Consider the following 15,858-nt stretch of genomic DNA (forward strand, 5'->3'; position numbering starts at 1 on the left):
CCCCCCCCCCCCCCCCCCCCCCCCCCCCGGCCGTGCTCAGCGCGTGTTACGAGCTCACTCGACGAAGAAGGCCAACGCCTCTATCCGCCTGTCCTGCCCCGTGGTTCCCGCCGCGTTGTAATCGCCGTCGACCCCGCAGTACCAGCCTTGCCAGCCGACATCCTGCACGTAGGCGTTCCCGCAGATCATCCCCGTCTGCACGCCGTAGGCCACCGCTTCCAGCCGCAGACCCTGCCCGGTGGTGCCGACCGTCGCGCCGTCACCAGCGGCCGCACAGGCCCAATCCTGCCAACCGATCGCCTGCACGTGCCCCATGACGCAGAAATTGGTCCCATCAACCCACAGCGACAAGGCTTCCATCTGAAGCCCCTCCCCCGCCAAGCCGACCACCACGACCTCGCCCGCTTGGACGCACTGCCCTTGCAGCCAACCGTGATTCTGCATGTGCGCCTGGGCGCAGACACCCGTCGGCGCGGCCAGCAGGCCGGCCTGAGAGTTCGCGGGGCCCGCCATGGCCCGTGCTCCGGGCACCACTAATGACGATCCGGTCACCGCCGCGTCCGGGGGCGCGGGTGGGGCCGGCGTGGAATCGGCGGACGCCGGACTGATCACGATCGAGGTCAACGCGACAGCCGCCGTGACGACTACGAGCAATCGGCTGAATACTGAGGTTCCTTGCACCATGAAGTGGCCACCTTGTCCGTGCTAGATGTTGGGAACAAACGGAGTTCGCCCACCCGCGAGAGCACCGCGGTCGGGATGTGTTGTCCCACAGCGGGTTCGAGGGGACGACTGCCGTGCCTCCAGCAAACCGGCCATCACCGCGCTGGAGAAGGCAGAACCGAAAAGAAACGGGTCCCGTCCGGTTTCTGCCGGTCAGACGGCCACGGACCGTCTCGATAGGCCCGACTCGCGATCGTCTGCAAGGGTTTCAGGGCCGCACTCGTCTGGTCTCGTAGGCCCAGATGGCGATCTGGACGCGGTTGCGGGCCCCGATCTTGGTCATCAGGCTCGCGAGGTGGAACTTCACGGTGCTGAGGCTGATGTGGAGTTCTTCCGCGATCTCGGCGTTGGTCCGACCCCGTGCGACGGTCAGTGCGACCTCTTCCTCCCGGTCGGTCAACGTGACGTGCGGTCGTGCTCGCTTCGAGGAGGTCGCCGAGTCGGCGAAGCCCGCGAGCAGGCGGGCGGTGACGCTGGGGGCGATGAGGGCGTCTCCTTCGGCCGCGGCGTGGATGGCTTGGACCAACAAGGCTGGTCCGGCGTCCTTGAGCAGGAAACCCTTGGCGCCCGCTTTCAGGGCGCCGCTGACGTGTTCGTCGGTGTCGAAGGTGGTGATGACGACGACGGCCATCGGGTCCTCGACGTCGGGTCCCGCGAGCAGGCGGGTCGCCTCGACGCCGTCCAGGCGTGGCATCCGGATGTCGAACAGGCACACGTCGGGCCGCAGGCGACGGGCGAGCGCGACGGCCTCGTGGCCGTCGGCGGCTTGGCCGATCACGTCGATGTCGGGTTGGCCGTCGATGATCGTGGTCAGACCTGCCCGGACGATGTCCTGATCGTCGGCGATGATGACGCGGATGGTCATGGGAGGGCCTCTCGCGTCGGGATCACCGCGTGGACCGTCCAGCCGTGGTCGGGGCTTGGGCCCGCTTCGAGGGTTCCTCCGAGGAGCGTCACGCGCTCAGCCATGCCCACGAGCCCGTAGCCCGGCACACGGGAGTTGGACGGGCCGCGCTCACCGTCGTCGCTGACGCTCAGCCGCACGGAGTCGGTACCGCCGTCCACGAGGACGTGAACCCTGGTCGCGTGCCGTGCGTGGCGCTTCGCGTTGGTGATCGACTCCTGGGCGACCCGGTACAGCGCCGCCTCGACCGCGGGTCGCAGGTCGTCGAGATCGCCGCGCCGCTCGACGTAGATCCGCGGCCTCTGGTCGCCCGCCGCGGCCAGGCCCTCGATGTCGGCCACGCCGCGCTGGGCGAACACCTCCGGCGTGCCGCCGCCCCGGCGCAAAGACCCGACCATGGAGCGCATCTCGGCCAGGGTGCGCGACGCCTCCCCCTCGATGACCTCCAGAGCCTTGGCCGCCCCGTCCAGGTCGTGTGAACCGGCCAGGAATCGGCCCGCCTGCGCCTGGATGGCGATGGCGGACACGTGGTGAGCGACGGTGTCGTGCAACTCGCGGGCCAGCATTTCCCGCTCGTGGAACCGGACCCGCTCGACTCGCTGGACGCGGACGATGTGCCGGTAGCGGACCAGGACGCCGAGCGCGGCGGGGAACAGCAGCACGACCAGGCCACCGCCTGCGTCAACGACGCCGGGGAAGTCGGTCACCACGGCGACGAGCCACTCCAGCAGCACGATCGCCAACCCGGTCGCCGCCTGCCCGCTGGTTCCCCACCGGAACAGCGAGTACACGAGAACCACGGCGAACGTGCTCGCGTACAGGGAGAAGTGCTCGCCTGCGACGAAGACCGCGGCCAGGTCGACCACCATCAACCCGCCGAACCCGACCCCCACGGCGGCGAGCGGCCGAACTCGCCGCCACAGCATCGTGAGCGCCAACGTCACACCGAGCACGACGCAGACGGGACGCCACACCACGTCGTCGCGAACGACGACCTCCGCCACCGCCGTTCCCGCCACCCCCGCGACGAGCAACCAGTCGCGCCACACGCGAACCGGTGGACTCCCACCGTCAGGCTCACCGGGCGTTCTCCTCACCAGCCACAGAGTAGGGACTCGGACGAGTCGGCGGATCCACCGAAGAGGCAGGTCCGGCCCTGGCCGATCGGTCAGGGCAACGCTGACCGTCATCCCGGTGTGCCTCGGAACCGACGTGGTGACACTGGACGTCCTCGGCCCGACCAGAGGAGCACATCCCGTGATGAAGCCAAAGCAATACCGGGACACCCCGGTCGACGTGAAGCTCGTGCTCTGCGCCCTGTGGGTCGCGGTGCTCTTCGTGTTCGCCTACGTCGACATCTTCGGGTTCTACCGCGCCGACGTCCTCGACGCCGCGCTCGACGGCAGGATGGCGAACACGGCGTTCACGGTCGACCAGGTGTTCCTGACCTCCACCCTGATCTACCTCCTGCCGCCGATCCTGATGGTGGTCCTGACGCTCCTCCTCGCACCACGGGTCAGCCGAACCGCCAACACCGTCGTCAGCGTCCTCTACCTGATCACCATCATCGTGTCGTGCGTTGGCGAGACGTGGGTCTACTACCTCCTCGGCAGCCTCGTCGAAGTGGTGCTCCTCGTCGTCATCGCCAGCACCGCCTGGAAATGGCCGCCACCGACGGTCGTACGCACGCTGCCGTGACCGCACCTTCATGCCGGTTGCCGATCACTCCTCGGACCCTTCCGACGGTGAGCGACGTTCTTGGGTGTGGGCCTTGTGGCCGTCCTGGGTGAGGATCGTGAGGATCTCCACGGGCCGCTTCCCGTGCGCGCCGATGGCGTGGGGGATCATCGTGGAGAACTCGGCGGCGTCTCCCGCACGGACCAGGATGAGCCGGTTGCCCAGTCGGAGTTCCGCGGTGCCGGAGAGCACCGTGAACCAGTCGCGGCCGGGGTGCACGCCCGCCTCCTCCAAGGACGGCGCCGGAGTGGTGATGCGCATCTTGGCGACCGTGAGGTCGTTCGGGGTGCGTTCTCGCGCGAGGGTCCAGATCGTCATGCCCCGGTGTTCGTCGCGGTGGGGGCGGATCACGACGTCCTCGTCGTCGGGTGATTCGACGAGTTGGTCGATGGTCGTGTCGAGAGCCTTGGCGATCGGGATCAACTGGTCGAGCGCGATGCGCCTGCCGCCGGTCTCGATGCGGCTCAGGTTCGACGGGCTCAGGTAGCTGCGTTCCGCCAGCACGTCGAGTGACCAGCCACGCGCCAGGCGAAGGGCCCTGATCCGCTGCCTGACCAGATGGTCCACATCCAGTTCTTGCTTCATGGACAAGACTGTATGTCTTCGGGACAAGGCGAATCTACAGTCGTGGCATGGCTTCTTCACCCGGTCCGCTGCCCGCCTCGAAAGGATCCGCATGACCCGCGCTCTCCCGAGTACCGGCCCGATCGGTGTCGGCGCACTCGACCCGAAGCGGTGGTGGCTGCTGACAGCGCTCGCACTGGCGCAGTTGATGATCTCCCTCGACACCACCGTCATCACCATCGCGCTTCCGTCCGTGCAGGCCGACCTCGGCTTCGCCGACGGTGCCCGGCAGTGGATCGTCACCGGCTACGCGCTCGCGTTCGGCAGCCTGCTGCTGCTCAGCGGGCGCCTGGCCGACCGGTGGGGCCGCAAACGCCTGCTCGTGATCGGGTTGACCGGCTTCGCCATCACGTCGGCCCTCGGTGGCGCCGCGCCCACGGTCGCGGTCCTCGTCGGCGCCCGTGTCGGCCAAGGGCTGTTCGCCGCCCTGCTGGCCCCTGCCGCCCTGGCGCTCGTGTCCACCACCTTCACCGACCCGGCGCAACGAGGCCGCGCGTTCGGGGTGTTCGGTTCCGTGTCCATGATCGGTACGACCGCAGGTCTGCTCCTCGGGGGAACGCTCACCCAGACGTTGTCGTGGCGGTGGACCATGTTCATCACCGTCGTGATCGCGATCCCCGCCATCGTCGGAGCGGTCGTCCTCGCACCGAGAGCGGAACCGCGGCGCGGGCAACGCCTGGACCTGATCGGCGCCATCACCGTCACCCTCGGTCTGTTCAGCCTGGTGTTCGGGACGTCCAACGCCGAGACCGCCGGATGGGCAGCGCCCGTCACGGTCGTCGCGCTCGTCATCGCGGCGGTCCTGCTCGTGACCTTCGTCGTGGCGCAAACGCGGGTCCCGGTACCGCTGCTGCCGCTTCGGATCCTCACGGACCGCGGTCGGGGTGCTGCCCTGATCGCATTGCTACTGTCCTCGGCCGGCCTGTTCACGACGTTCCTGTTCCTGCCGTACTACCTGCAATCCACCCTCGGCTACGGCCAGATCCGGACCGGGCTGGCCTTCCTGCCCGTGCCCGCGGCCCTCGTGGTCGCCGCCGCGATCGTCGGACCCGCTGCGAACAAGCGCTTCGGTGCCCGGTTCGTCATCCCGGTGGGCCTCACCGCGGCGGGCACGGGTGGGCTCCTGCTCACCCGGCTCGGAGTGCGCAGCGATTACGTCCCGCACCTGCTGCCGAGCCTCGTGCTCATCGGCGCGGGCGTCGGACTCGTGATCGCCACCGCCACCGCGTCCGCCACCGCGCGACTGGGCGACAACCTCGCCGGTGCCGCCGCCGCGTCGGTCAACGCCGCGCAACAGGTCGGCGGTTCCATCGGTGTCGCCGTCCTCAACACGGTCGCCGCGTCGGCGGCAGCCGCCTACGCCACCACGGACCAGGCCGACCACACGTCGGCGGCCGTGCACGGTTACACCACGGCGTTCGGCTGGACGGCCGTCGTCTTCCTCACCGGAGCGGTTCTCACCGCGCTCATCTCCCCCTCGGAGGACCGCTCAGCATGACCACCGCACACCTCGCGGCACCAGCGACCTGGAGGACCCGCCTCGGCGGTTCCCTGTTCGCCCTCGGCACCGTGCAGTTCTTCGTCGTGCACGTCGTCGTCCAGAACGCCTGGAACCACCCCCGCTATAGCTGGTGGGCCAACTACATCAGCGATCTCGGCGCCGTGCGCTGCGCACCCGTGCTCGGCAACGACGTCTGTTCACCCCTGCACGCCGGGATGAACACCGCTTTCGTCCTGCAAGGCGTGTTCCTGCTCGCCGGGGTGATCCTCACCGCCGATGCCTGGGCCACCAAGGGGAATCGTCGCATCTGGCAGGGCATGGTCGGGTTGGCGGGCGCTTCGTGGATCACGATCGGCCTCGTGCCCGAAGACGTCAACTTGACCGTCCACTCGGTAGGCGCGCTGCCGATCTTCATCCTCGGCAACATCGCTCTGGTCGTCGCAGGCTCGTCCGCGTCGACGAGCAACCGCCCGGTGGCCCGTGCGTCGGCGATGGTGCTCGGGGTCATCGGCCTGGCGGGTTTCGCCCTGACCATCCTCGCGGTCGCGAACCCCGGGGGTGCGATCGGTGTCGGCTTCGCCGAACGCGTCACCGTCTTCCCCCTCCAGATCTGGGCGCTGGTCGCAGGATTCGGTTTCCTGGTGCGTGCCGGAGATCGACCTTCCCGCTAGCCCGCCGGCAGGTCGATCTCCACGCGCAAGCCACCGTCCCCGCCGGGGCGGGCGTCGACCGTGCCGTGGTGCGCCGCCGTGATGGACCGCACGATCGACAGGCCGAGGCCCGCGCCCTCCCGGTGCGACGTCCGGTCCGCGACGAGCCTGCGGAACGGCTCGAACAGCGGGGTGACCTGGTGGGCGAGAATTTCCCGGCCGGTGTTGTGCACGGTGAGCCCGTCGGAGGTCACGGTGACCTCGACCCAGCCGCCTGCGCGGTTGTACTTGATGGCGTTGTGCACCAGGTTGTCGAGCATCCGCTCCAGCAGCAACGGGTCGCCCGGCACGGTCCGTTCCCGCAGGACCCGGCGCAGCGAGACCTCGTGCTGCGCGGCCAGATCCGTGTAGCGGTCCAGCACGGAGTCGGCGAGTTCGTCCAGGCGCACCGGGATCGCGCCGGAAACACCCCGATCGCTTTCCGCGAGCACCAGCAAGCCCTCGATCAGCGCCTCGCTGCTTTCGTTGACCAGCAGCAGTTCCCGGCCGAGCCGGTCCACGCCGGGGTTGTCCTCCTCGGTCACCATCGCCACCTCCACCAGCGTCCGCTGCACGGCGAGCGGCGTGCGCAACTCGTGGGAGGCGTTGGCGGCGAACCGCCGCTGGCCCTCGTAGCCGAGCGCCACCCGGTCGAGCATGTCGTTGATGGCGAGGGTCAGGTCCCTCAGTTGGTCGGGCGCGCCCGCCGTCGGAACGCGTTGGCCCAGATTCTGCGGTCCGGTGGAGCTCAAGACGCCCTGAATTCCCTTGAGGGGGCGCAAGGTGACCTCGTTGACGACCGTGCGGATCAACCGGTGGAGCACCACCAGCACGATCAGCGGCGCGGCCACGAGCGCCACCATGCCGAGCAGCGCGAAGACCGCGCGCCCGTTCATCAGCGGCTCGTTCCAGCCCTCCCACCACCACCGCAGTTCCAAGAACCACCTGCCGAGCCACTGGCCCAGGTCGACGATCGGGCGGAAGAGCACCACACCCAGCGCGAAACTGCCGAGGACGAGCGTGGCGATCCGGCCCGCCAGCGAAGCGGGCTCGCTGATCAGTCGCCGAAGCGATATCCCGCGCCCGCGACCGTGTGGATCAGCGGTGGGCTGCCCAGCTTGCGCCGCAACGTCATCACCGCCACCCGGACCGCGTTCGTGAACGGGTCGGCGTGCTCGTCCCATGCCTTCTCCAGCAGTTGCTCGGTGGTGACCACCGCACCCTCGGCCCGCATCAGCACGCCGAGGACCGCGAATTCCTTCGGCGCCAGCTTGAGCGGACGGCCGTCCCGGCTGGCGAAGCGCCGCGCGGTGTCGAGCTGCACGCCCGCCTGGTCGAGCACGGGTGGCAGCGCGGGCCGCACCCGACGGCCCAGCGCGCCGATCCGCGCCACGAGTTCGGCGAACGCGAACGGCTTGGTGAGGTAGTCGTCGGCGCCGATGCCCAACCCCTCCACCCGGTCCCGGATGGTCGCGGCGGCCGTCAGCATCAACACCCTGCTGTCGCGCTGTTCGGTCGTGATCCGTCGGCACACCTCGTCGCCGTGCACCTCCGGCAGGTCGCGGTCGAGCACGACCACGTCGTAGTCGTGCACCAACGCCTTCTCCAGCGCCGCGTCGCCGTCGTAGCAGACGTCGACGGACATCCCCAGATGCCGAAGCCCGCGCGCCAAGGTGTCCGCCAGCTTGCGCTCGTCCTCGGCGACCAGAACCCGCATCTCCACCTCCGGTCGCACTGTCTACCCGCGTGAGGATAAGCGCAGCATAAGAAATCGACTTATCGGGTGCGCGGTGCCCGACGCGTACTTCTTTCCCTGCCGAAAACGGCCGGAAAAGAGGATTTCACGAAATGACGCACTTTCTCCGCTGGGCCCGGCACCCCGCGGTGTTCGCGGCGCTGCTCGCGTTCGACCTCGCACTGGTCGTGTCGACCGTGCTGTCGTTCCACCCGGCGGTGGGCCACGGCTACCTGCTCGACCTCGACGTGTACCGGACCGGGGCGCGGGCCTGGCTGGACGGCGGCGACCTGTACGCCGATCTCCCGGTCCTGGCCGGGTTCACCATGCCGTTCACCTACCCACCGTTCGCGGCGGCCGTGCTCGCACCGCTGGCCATGCCGCCGTTGTGGGTGGCAGGCACGCTGCTCACCGTGGTGTCCGTGGTCGCCATGGCCGGGTCGACCCTGCTGGTGACGCGTGCGCTCGGCGCGCTGCGGCAGTACAGCTCCTTGCTGACCGTCGCCGCGGTCCCGTTCGTGCTGGTGTTCGAGCCCGTGCGCAGCACCCTGGCCGCCGGGCAGATCAACGCGGTCCTGCTGCTGCTCGTCGTCGTGGACTGCCTCGCACTCCCCCAGTCGCGTTACCGCGGCGCGCTGGTGGGCGTCGCCGCGGCGGTGAAGCTCACCCCCGCCGCGTTCATCCTGTTCTTCCTGCTCAAGCGCGATCGACGGGCGGCGCTGAACGTCGTTGTGTCGTTCGCCGTGTGCTCGGGCGTCGGTTTCCTGTGCGCCCCAGTGGATTCGTGGCGGTTCTGGACGGAGGTCCTGTACCAGACCAAGCGGGTCGGCGGCCCGATGTTCACAGCGAACCAGTCCATCACCGGCGTGCTCGCCCGGTTCGACGTGCCGCACACCGGCCTGTGGCTGGGACTGGGCGCGCTGGCCGTCGGTCTTGCCGTGGTCGGCATCCGCAAGGCGTTGGCCGAAGGGCAGACCGCCCTCGCACTGGCGTTGACCGCCCTGGTCCCCCTGCTGTGCTCGCCCATCTCGTGGTCGCACCACTGGGTGTGGGCGGTCCCCCTGGTGCTGGCGCTGGGCAGGCGTACCCGCCCGTCACTGGTGTTGGCCATCAGTGGAATCGCGCTGTTCGCACTGGGCGTGCACTGGTGGTTCCCGACCGCGGGCGACGTCGAACTCACCTGGCCGCTGTGGCAGCAGTTGCTCGGCGGCGGCTACACCTACTGGGCCTTCGCGGTGTTGGGCTGCGCCGCTGCCGGCCTGCTGGCGCAGCCTCGCGTGCCTTCTCCCCCAGACCGGCAGCCGGACTTTTCGCGACCAGCACGGATAAGCGCCACATAAGCATTCGACTTACCAGCCCCGTAACACGACCCGCGTACCTCTTTCCCAGCCGATCCCGGCCGAGAAGAGGAGCCGACGACAATGTCGAAATACGCGCGCTGGACGCGGAATCCCGTGTTCTTCGCGGTGCTGGGCGCGGTGGACCTCGTGGTGCTGGTGGCACTGCTGACCCCGGACAAGTACCTCCTCGACCTGGACGTCTACCGAGTCGGAGCGCGAGTGTGGCTGGACGGCGGCGACCTGTACGCCCGGCTGCCCGATCTGACGTTCGGCTACAACCTGCCGTTCACCTACCCGCCGTTCGCGGTGGTGGTGCTCTCCCCACTGGCCATCCCGTCGTTGGCTACCGCCAGCACCGCGATCACCCTGCTGTCCGTGGCCGCGCTGGTGGCGTCCACGGTGCTGGTAGCCCGAAAGCTGGGCGTGCGAGGACACCACTTGCCGCTGCTGGGAGGAGCAGCGCTCCCCATCGCGCTGTGGTTCGAACCGGTGACCTCCACCCTCGATTTCGGCCAGATCAACGCCCTGCTGCTCGTGCTCGTCGTGGCGGATTGCCTCGGCTTCACCCCGGCGCGCTACCGCGGTGCGCTGATCGGCATCGCGGCCGCCGTGAAGCTCACCCCGGCGGCGTTCATCCTGTTCTTCCTGGTCAGCCGCGACCGGCGAGCCATCCGCAACGCCGCGCTGTCGTTCGTCACGTGCACCGCGCTCGGTTTCCTGTTCGCGGGCGCCGATTCCGTCCGCTACTGGGCGGACGTGCTGTTCGACACCGACCGGATCGGCGGCCCGAACTACGCGGGCAACCAGTCGATCACGGGGGTGCTGTCCCGGTTCGACACGCCGTGGCAGGGCCTGCTGTGGGTCGGGTTGAGCGCGCTCGTGGTCGGCGTGGCCGCGATCGGGATGCGCCGGGCGTTCGCGGCAGGCCACGTCTGCCTCGCGTTGGCGCTCAACGCGCTCGCCCAGTTGCTCTGCTCGCCGGTGTCCTGGTCGCACCACTGGGTGTGGGCCGTCCCGCTGGTGCTGGTGCTCGCCGAGATCGGCCTGCGCACGCGCACCGCGCTGCCGTTCGCCTTGGGAGCCATCGGGGTGGTGCTGTTCATCGAGGCACCGCACTGGTGGTTCCCGCGCGCCAGCGATGTCGAACTCGCCTGGCCGCTGTGGCAACAGCTCGTCGGCGGCAGTTACGTCTACTTCGGACTGGTCGTGCTCGGGTGTGCCGCGGCAGGCTTGCTGACCCCACACAGTCGGCTCTCGGCCGGCGAGACGTTCGCCGTCAAGGAGTCTCGAGTGCGGGCTCGACCCAGGCCCCACTGACATCCACGCAAGCGGCGGCGGAAGTCCGCAGGGTCACCCGCCGCACACCCGCGAGTTTCGCCTCCAGTTCCTCGGCCGACTTCACCGGGAGAGTGATCGAGGCCACCGTGACGCCGTCGGCGATCACCGCGAACGTGACCGGCGCTCCGGTCGGCGTGTCGCGCACAGCGACCTTCGTGGTGAGCCTCCCGGAGAAGCCGCCGAGGTCGTAGGTCTCCACCAGCACACCGGGAACGCCGTTCACGCAGGACAGGTGTGCGATCTTGGCCTCGAAGCCGGGTTTGTTCTCGACGGTGACGGTCTCGTCGCTCAGCACCCGCCCGTCCAGCGGCGTGAGCCGGGCCAGCGGACCAGGGGACGTGACCTCCGCGGAGGGTGCGGTGCTCGGTGGAACACTGCTCGAGGTGGTCGTCGTGGTAGGTGAGGGCTGGGTCCACGGAGATGATGGCGCCGACCCGGTGGGCGACGATCCGAACGGGATGCCCGCGGCGACGCCCAGTGCCGTCACCGCGACGATTCCGACGATCACCGCACCCCAGACCAATCCCGTGGTGGTATGGATGTGCACACCACCCTCGATCGCCCCGGCTTGGACAACAGGGCCGTGAGGTGACTTGGCCGCGTTGGACGTGCCGGTGGATGGCCCGTCTAATCGGGTCACGGCCGCAGTGTGGTGATGGTGTTCGACCACGTCCCTTCCCGCTTGGACGACCTTGCTGGAGTTCGAGGCGTCCGCCGACTGCTGAGCGACGAGCGGATCCGGCCTGGATTCATGGTCCACGGGAAGATTCTGCCCCGCAGCGACTCACCACTCCGGGCCCCGTCACCTTTCCCGACCCAACTGCGGTCACACCCGCAATAGTGCGGCCGGGGCAAGAGCGGTAAGTCCTCGCCGCCTACGGTTCCGACATCGGCGAACACCCCGAGCACTCGACGCTGATCACCTTGGGCCCGGATCCGGGGCGGGTGCTGGAGGAGAACCCCGACGAGTTCAGCGCACGAGTGGTCGGCCTGCACACGCAACGCCTGCCCCACTGACTCGCCGACGAACGCCGCTGGTACGGGTGACGAGCGGAGGCCGTGCCGCGAACAGCAGGAGGTTCGACAGAAGCTGTGACGCGGGACGCGTAACCGAACACTCCTCGGAAGCCCCGTGCTGCTCACCTGGCGCCGTGCGAGGGATGGGTGCCTTGCGCTCGGCCGCGACCTGCCTGTGTGTGCCATCATGACGACACCACAGACTCAGAGGGCGTCGGAGGTGAGATGAGACCAGGTTGGCTCGGCATGACGCACTGTTCTACCTCTTAACTATTCAGATGAGCCTGCCCGAAAACTGGTTGGACTCCTGCTCTACGGAGTAGTCGCAGCCTTCCTCCTGGGCCTGTCGGTCTTCCTCGTGACCTACTCCTTCAAGCTGGCATGCATCGCGGCCCGCACGCTGGAGGACAAGCTCACCGCCCGGGCCCGCCCCTCGGACGTCCATACCTCCGCACGAAACACGGCTTCGGGTGAGTTCTGTGGAACGGTGATCCAGATTGGCACGGTCCAGGGCGACCTGAACGTCCACGAAACCAGGTCGTCGGATGACGACCCACCTGTCGACGAGACACCGTGACGTTCACTCGACTCCTGCGAGGCACCGATTCACCGACGTCAGCTCCTCGGGCCATCCTAAATCGCAACTTTGAATGGCCGGTCGGTGGTCTTTCAACGCAGGTCGCTCCTTTCATGCCGCGCATCGAGTTCGTCGCACCGGCAGGGCCCCAAGTCGTCACATCGTGCGCAGGATCGCTGGCCGGACGACCGCACTCCCCCAGCAGGGTTGCGGACCCTGAGGCGTGGCCGACACCGCCAACCAGGTCCGGACACCGACAACACCAAACGGAGGAGACCCCTCGACTACGGTCACACCCCGCTGCTGGGCGGGTCGATGAAGCAGCCATAGCTGTCCTCGTCGTACCGGTCGAATGTCGGCGACACGGTGCCCTGCTCGGCCAGTCGAGTCATCGACGGAACCGGGTCGGCGTCAGGGGCGGCTCGAGGCAGCGCACGGCGTCCACGGCGATCCGACATGGTGGTGTGCCGCCGCCTGCGTCACCCACCGGAGCGGGTGCTTCCGCGAGCGACAGAACAGCACGAGCCGGGCTGGCTCGGCTCGTTGTGCTTTCGACGGTTCGTCAGCGTGTCGTGCTCAGCCGCCAGTCCGCGTAGCGGCGTGCCATACGCGCGATCTCGTCGGTGGCGGCGGCCTTGTACGTCCAGAGCCCCGCGACGTAGACGGCGAACGCGGTGATGTCGTCCTCGGAGGCGTCGGCCCAGCGCGTGTGCTGCCGTGCCCAGGTCTCCGCCTCGCCGGGGCTGTGTCCCGCGTCGATCAGGCGGATCACCAGCAAGGCCGGGTCGACCCAGGCGGCGCCGGCCGCGGGCAACCCCCAGTCGATCACGTGCACGGACTCCGTGTCGGTGATGATGAACTGGTCCGCGTGCAGATCGGAGTGCACGAGCGTGTCCCCGCTCACGCGCTCGGGGGCCTGCCGCTCCCAGTGCGACAGCAGGTCGAGGTTCCAGGCGCCGAGGGTGTCGGGCCGTTCCTCGGCGAGTCGAGGCCACCAGGACGATGCCCAGCGCAGCGTCAGCGGACGCAGTGTCGGGGCGGTCACGGCGCTGATCCGGGCGAGGGTGGACGCGATGAGCGGAAGGTCGGTCGATCCGGGGCCGAGCTTGGCCGGGCGTCCCGTGAGGTGTTCGAAGCCGACGATCAGCCAGTCGTCGATGTCGTCGGCGAACAGCACGGCTGGAGCGATTCCGGGCGCGAGGCCCGCGGCCTCGGCCTCGTTGCGGAGCCAGCGCATCGCGGGTGACACACCGACGACGGCCTTGACGAACACCGGCTCGCGGGAGCCTCTGCGCACGGTTGCGGAGAAGTTGCAGCTCTGTCCGGTGGTCGTCGGTTGGACATCGGCGATGTCGCCTATGTGCGTCCGCACTGCCTGCCGGATCGAGTCCGGCAGTTCGCTCCAGCCGTACTTCTTCACGTCGCTACCCTGATTCTGGTGGCCGGCCGCGGTTATCGGCCGGTCCCGTTCGAGTCCGTGTTCTCGTTCCCGCGTTCCCCGGACGCTCGGCAGCCGTCGTCGCCGTCGGTGCACTGGATGTTCAGAGCCAACCACAGCTCCTCGTCGACCACGAAGCCGACGGATCGGATCGCGTCCTTCGTACGGGTGATCACGCCCGCGGTGTCGGTCTCGCCGTCGCCGTCGTCGTTGGGCAGGTGGTGGACGAAACGGCCGACCACCTCGGCGCAGAAGTCGGCGTAGGGCTTGGTGTAGAGGAGGAAGGTGTGCCAGCCGATGTCCACCAACTCCGACCGGGCGAGGGAGACCTGGTGAGGCTCCCCGCAGGTGGCCAGGAAGGCCAGTGCTTGGTCGACGATCCGCGCGGCGAAGTCGACCGGCATGTCGTGTTCCCTGGCGATCCGGTTGGACAGCCGGTCGAACAGGTCCGTCGGGACGAGGCTCTGTCCGGTGCGGCTCTGCAGGACGGTGGTCACGGAGTCTCCTTGCATTCGTCGACCGGGGTCGGTCTCACCAGGTAGCCTGACCGTTACGCGGCGTGAGAGGAATCGGTCGGCCGTTAGCAAGGGTTTGCAGAACGGCGGGGCGCAGTGGGCGGTCTTGGTCAGCGGCTTCGGCAGGCACGCACCACCGCCGGTGTCAGCCTGGCCGCGATGGCGTCACGGACCCACTACAGCAAGCCCTACCTCAGCCAACTGGAAAACGGGACGCGAGCCGTCCTGCCCGCTCATGTGATCGCGTACTCCCGATGCCTCGACGTCGCCGTCGCCGCGCTCTGCGGTCCGCACCACGACCCGCTGCGCGTGGCGCACGAATGGCTGGTGGCGGACACTCCCGGCTCGGTTCACCGCGCGGCCGGTCGCCGGATCGGCGAGAGCCTCGTGGCGGAGTTGGAGCAGCGCGTGGTGAGGCTGCGCCACCTCGACGACACGGTCAGCGGCGGGGATCTCCTCCCTCTCGCTCGACGCGAACTGGCCGACGTCGAGGATGTCGTCCACGCCGCGACCTACACCGAGGCCACGGGACGGCGACTGCTGGTCGTGGTCGGTGAACTGTCGCAACTGGTCGGCTGGATCGCCGGCGACGCGGGCAACTACGTCCAGGCGCAGAACATCTACCTCAGCGGTGTCGCCGCCGCTGAGACCGCGGGCGACCGCACGTTGGCGGCGCAACTGCTGTCGACGCTGTCCTACCAGATGGCGACCGTGGGCAACCCGACCGACGCGGCACTTCTGGCCAAGACCGCGGTCAGGGGCGCTCCCGAGGCATCGCCGGTCGCGAAAGCGCTCCTGCTGGAGCGCGTTGCCTGGGCCAGCGCCCGCTCCCGAGACCCACAGGCCACCCACCGCGCCCTCGACGCGGTCGACGACGCCTACGCGGCGCGCTCCGCGAGCGTCGAGGAACCGCACTGGGTCTACTGGATGAGCCGCGGCGAGATCGACGTCATGGCCGGCCGGTGCCTCATCGAACTGGGCGACCCCGCCAGAGCCGCCCCGTTGCTCACCGCGGCCATCGCCGACTACGACACGACCTTCGCCCGCGAGGTGGCGCTCTATCGGACGTGGCTGGCCGAGTCGTTCGCACGCACCGGGGAGGTGGACCAGGCGCGCACGATGATCGAGAAAGCGCGAGCAGCGGCGGATGGACTGCACTCCGCGCGGCTCGGGCGCCGGGTCGAGGAGATCGACGACCTCATTCGCCAGTGCTCGACCCGCGGCCCAGCCACGGCACCGCCTGGGTGAACGACGCGCGCGGCTACGGGAGCGGCGGTCGGGCAGGGCAATGCCGCGGCGTCGTGGCCGTGCTGCTCGCGGACGAGTGCGTGGACTCCGTGCGCATTCCGTTCATCGAGCATGACCCTGTCGAGCCGGTCGGCGAGCCGGAAGGCCGGTGGCATGCCTTCGATTCCGACAGGAGGTGGGGCGAGAATCCGACAGCCAGCGGACGCCGCTACCGCTGTGGAAGACCCCTGCATGATCCAACCGTTCACCGGCCTGCGTCCGTCCAGCTGCTGCGGCGCGATCCGGCGGCGGTCCGGGGGATCGTGGAATCGCTGTGGTGTTCGGAACGGCCGACCTCCAAGCCGTCGCGGGCTCCGAATCAGTCCGGACGGTGCTCACCCACTCCCCCGGCCCGCTCACGCTGAGCAAGCACGCGATCCCCGAAAAAACAGGGTTCAATCCTGATTCAATCGGGTGACGTTAGAGCCACCCG

At 68.9% G+C, this 15,858-nt stretch carries 16 protein-coding genes; 7 read left to right on the forward strand and 9 right to left on the reverse strand.

Annotation, left to right across the window (positions count from 1 at the left end):
* Positions 1-54: 54 nt before the first annotated feature.
* The 3 genes from NZH93_RS39115 to NZH93_RS51030 form a co-directional block, all read right to left on the reverse strand.
* Positions 55-684, reverse strand: coding sequence for a hypothetical protein (locus NZH93_RS39115; protein WP_259628359.1), 630 nt, complete (start codon positions 682-684; stop codon positions 55-57).
* Between the two features lie 247 nt (positions 685-931).
* Entirely contained in the window at positions 932-1,588 is a 657-nt protein-coding gene (locus NZH93_RS39120; protein WP_259628360.1) for a response regulator, read from the reverse strand.
* Positions 1,585-2,724, reverse strand: a complete 1,140-nt coding sequence (locus NZH93_RS51030) for a sensor histidine kinase (protein ID WP_259628361.1) — start codon at positions 2,722-2,724, stop codon at positions 1,585-1,587. Before NZH93_RS51030 ends, NZH93_RS39120 begins: the two co-directional genes overlap by 4 nt.
* Before the next feature lie 163 nt (positions 2,725-2,887).
* On the opposite strand from NZH93_RS51030, the gene NZH93_RS39130 reads away from it, so the two are divergent.
* The gene (locus tag NZH93_RS39130) at positions 2,888-3,325 is read left to right on the forward strand and encodes a DUF6326 family protein (RefSeq protein ID WP_259628362.1); all 438 of its coding nucleotides are present in this window, start codon (positions 2,888-2,890) and stop codon (positions 3,323-3,325) included.
* 24 nt (positions 3,326-3,349) lie between these two features.
* On the opposite strand, the gene NZH93_RS39135 is transcribed toward NZH93_RS39130, so the two are convergent.
* The gene (locus NZH93_RS39135) at positions 3,350-3,949 is read right to left on the reverse strand and encodes a helix-turn-helix domain-containing protein (protein WP_259628363.1); all 600 of its coding nucleotides are present in this window, start codon (positions 3,947-3,949) and stop codon (positions 3,350-3,352) included.
* A 91-nt stretch (positions 3,950-4,040) separates the two neighbouring features.
* Between NZH93_RS39135 and NZH93_RS39140 the strand changes: the two genes are divergently transcribed.
* Both NZH93_RS39140 and NZH93_RS39145 read left to right on the forward strand, forming a co-directional pair.
* Positions 4,041-5,486: an MFS transporter gene (locus tag NZH93_RS39140; RefSeq protein WP_259628364.1), complete on the forward strand. Its 1,446-nt coding sequence runs from the start codon at positions 4,041-4,043 to the stop codon at positions 5,484-5,486.
* On the forward strand, positions 5,483-6,160 hold the full coding sequence (locus NZH93_RS39145) for a DUF998 domain-containing protein (protein ID WP_259628365.1): 678 nt from the start codon (positions 5,483-5,485) through the stop codon (positions 6,158-6,160). The genes NZH93_RS39140 and NZH93_RS39145 overlap by 4 nt, the downstream gene beginning before the upstream one ends.
* On the opposite strand, the gene NZH93_RS39150 is transcribed toward NZH93_RS39145, so the two are convergent.
* On the reverse strand, positions 6,157-7,167 hold the full coding sequence (locus tag NZH93_RS39150) for a sensor histidine kinase (RefSeq protein ID WP_259628366.1): 1,011 nt from the start codon (positions 7,165-7,167) through the stop codon (positions 6,157-6,159). The two genes, NZH93_RS39145 and NZH93_RS39150, sit on opposite strands and share 4 nt — an antisense overlap.
* A 68-nt stretch (positions 7,168-7,235) precedes the next feature.
* Positions 7,236-7,895, reverse strand: coding sequence for a response regulator transcription factor (locus NZH93_RS39155; RefSeq protein WP_259628367.1), 660 nt, complete (start codon positions 7,893-7,895; stop codon positions 7,236-7,238).
* 131 nt (positions 7,896-8,026) lie between these two features.
* Here NZH93_RS39155 and NZH93_RS39160 point away from each other — a divergent pair, with 131 nt between their 5' ends.
* Together NZH93_RS39160 and NZH93_RS39165 are read left to right on the forward strand one after the other, a co-directional pair.
* Positions 8,027-9,253, forward strand: coding sequence for a glycosyltransferase 87 family protein (locus tag NZH93_RS39160; RefSeq protein WP_259628368.1), 1,227 nt, complete (start codon positions 8,027-8,029; stop codon positions 9,251-9,253).
* Between the two features lie 81 nt (positions 9,254-9,334).
* Positions 9,335-10,570: a glycosyltransferase 87 family protein gene (locus NZH93_RS39165; RefSeq protein ID WP_259628369.1), complete on the forward strand. Its 1,236-nt coding sequence runs from the start codon at positions 9,335-9,337 to the stop codon at positions 10,568-10,570.
* Here the strand turns inward: NZH93_RS39165 and NZH93_RS39170 are convergent.
* Positions 10,530-11,351: a hypothetical protein gene (locus NZH93_RS39170; RefSeq protein WP_259628370.1), complete on the reverse strand. Its 822-nt coding sequence runs from the start codon at positions 11,349-11,351 to the stop codon at positions 10,530-10,532. The genes NZH93_RS39165 and NZH93_RS39170 overlap by 41 nt on opposite strands.
* Positions 11,352-11,966: 615 nt before the next feature.
* On the opposite strand from NZH93_RS39170, the gene NZH93_RS39175 reads away from it, so the two are divergent.
* Positions 11,967-12,185: a hypothetical protein gene (locus NZH93_RS39175; protein WP_259628371.1), complete on the forward strand. Its 219-nt coding sequence runs from the start codon at positions 11,967-11,969 to the stop codon at positions 12,183-12,185.
* A 562-nt stretch (positions 12,186-12,747) separates the two neighbouring features.
* Here the strand turns inward: NZH93_RS39175 and NZH93_RS39180 are convergent.
* Together NZH93_RS39180 and NZH93_RS39185 are read right to left on the reverse strand one after the other, a co-directional pair.
* A complete protein-coding gene (locus tag NZH93_RS39180; protein ID WP_259628372.1) occupies positions 12,748-13,605 on the reverse strand; it encodes a phosphotransferase family protein in 858 nt (285 codons plus the stop codon).
* 32 nt (positions 13,606-13,637) lie between these two features.
* Positions 13,638-14,120, reverse strand: coding sequence for a glycine-rich domain-containing protein (locus NZH93_RS39185; protein ID WP_259628373.1), 483 nt, complete (start codon positions 14,118-14,120; stop codon positions 13,638-13,640).
* Positions 14,121-14,234: 114 nt separating this feature from the next.
* Between NZH93_RS39185 and NZH93_RS39190 the strand changes: the two genes are divergently transcribed.
* Entirely contained in the window at positions 14,235-15,386 is a 1,152-nt protein-coding gene (locus NZH93_RS39190) for an NsdA family TPR-like regulatory protein (protein ID WP_259628374.1), read from the forward strand.
* Positions 15,387-15,858 lie beyond the last annotated feature (472 nt).

This window comes from Umezawaea endophytica, assembly GCF_025061645.1.
GTDB classification, from domain to species: Bacteria; Actinomycetota; Actinomycetes; order Mycobacteriales; family Pseudonocardiaceae; genus Umezawaea; species Umezawaea endophytica.

Excerpts from the sequence above, each read along its gene's own strand:
- NZH93_RS39115 (WP_259628359.1), bottom strand. The coding sequence starts at position 684 with ATGGTGCAAGGAACCTCAGTATTCAGCCGATTGCTCGTAGTCGTCACG.
- NZH93_RS39120 (WP_259628360.1), bottom strand. The coding sequence starts at position 1,588 with ATGACCATCCGCGTCATCATCGCCGACGATCAGGACATCGTCCGGGCA.
- NZH93_RS39130 (WP_259628362.1), top strand. The coding sequence starts at position 2,888 with ATGAAGCCAAAGCAATACCGGGACACCCCGGTCGACGTGAAGCTCGTG.
- NZH93_RS39135 (WP_259628363.1), bottom strand. The coding sequence starts at position 3,949 with ATGAAGCAAGAACTGGATGTGGACCATCTGGTCAGGCAGCGGATCAGG.
- NZH93_RS39140 (WP_259628364.1), top strand. The coding sequence starts at position 4,041 with ATGACCCGCGCTCTCCCGAGTACCGGCCCGATCGGTGTCGGCGCACTC.
- NZH93_RS39145 (WP_259628365.1), top strand. The coding sequence starts at position 5,483 with ATGACCACCGCACACCTCGCGGCACCAGCGACCTGGAGGACCCGCCTC.
- NZH93_RS39155 (WP_259628367.1), bottom strand. The coding sequence starts at position 7,895 with ATGCGGGTTCTGGTCGCCGAGGACGAGCGCAAGCTGGCGGACACCTTG.
- NZH93_RS39160 (WP_259628368.1), top strand. The coding sequence starts at position 8,027 with ATGACGCACTTTCTCCGCTGGGCCCGGCACCCCGCGGTGTTCGCGGCG.
- NZH93_RS39165 (WP_259628369.1), top strand. The coding sequence starts at position 9,335 with ATGTCGAAATACGCGCGCTGGACGCGGAATCCCGTGTTCTTCGCGGTG.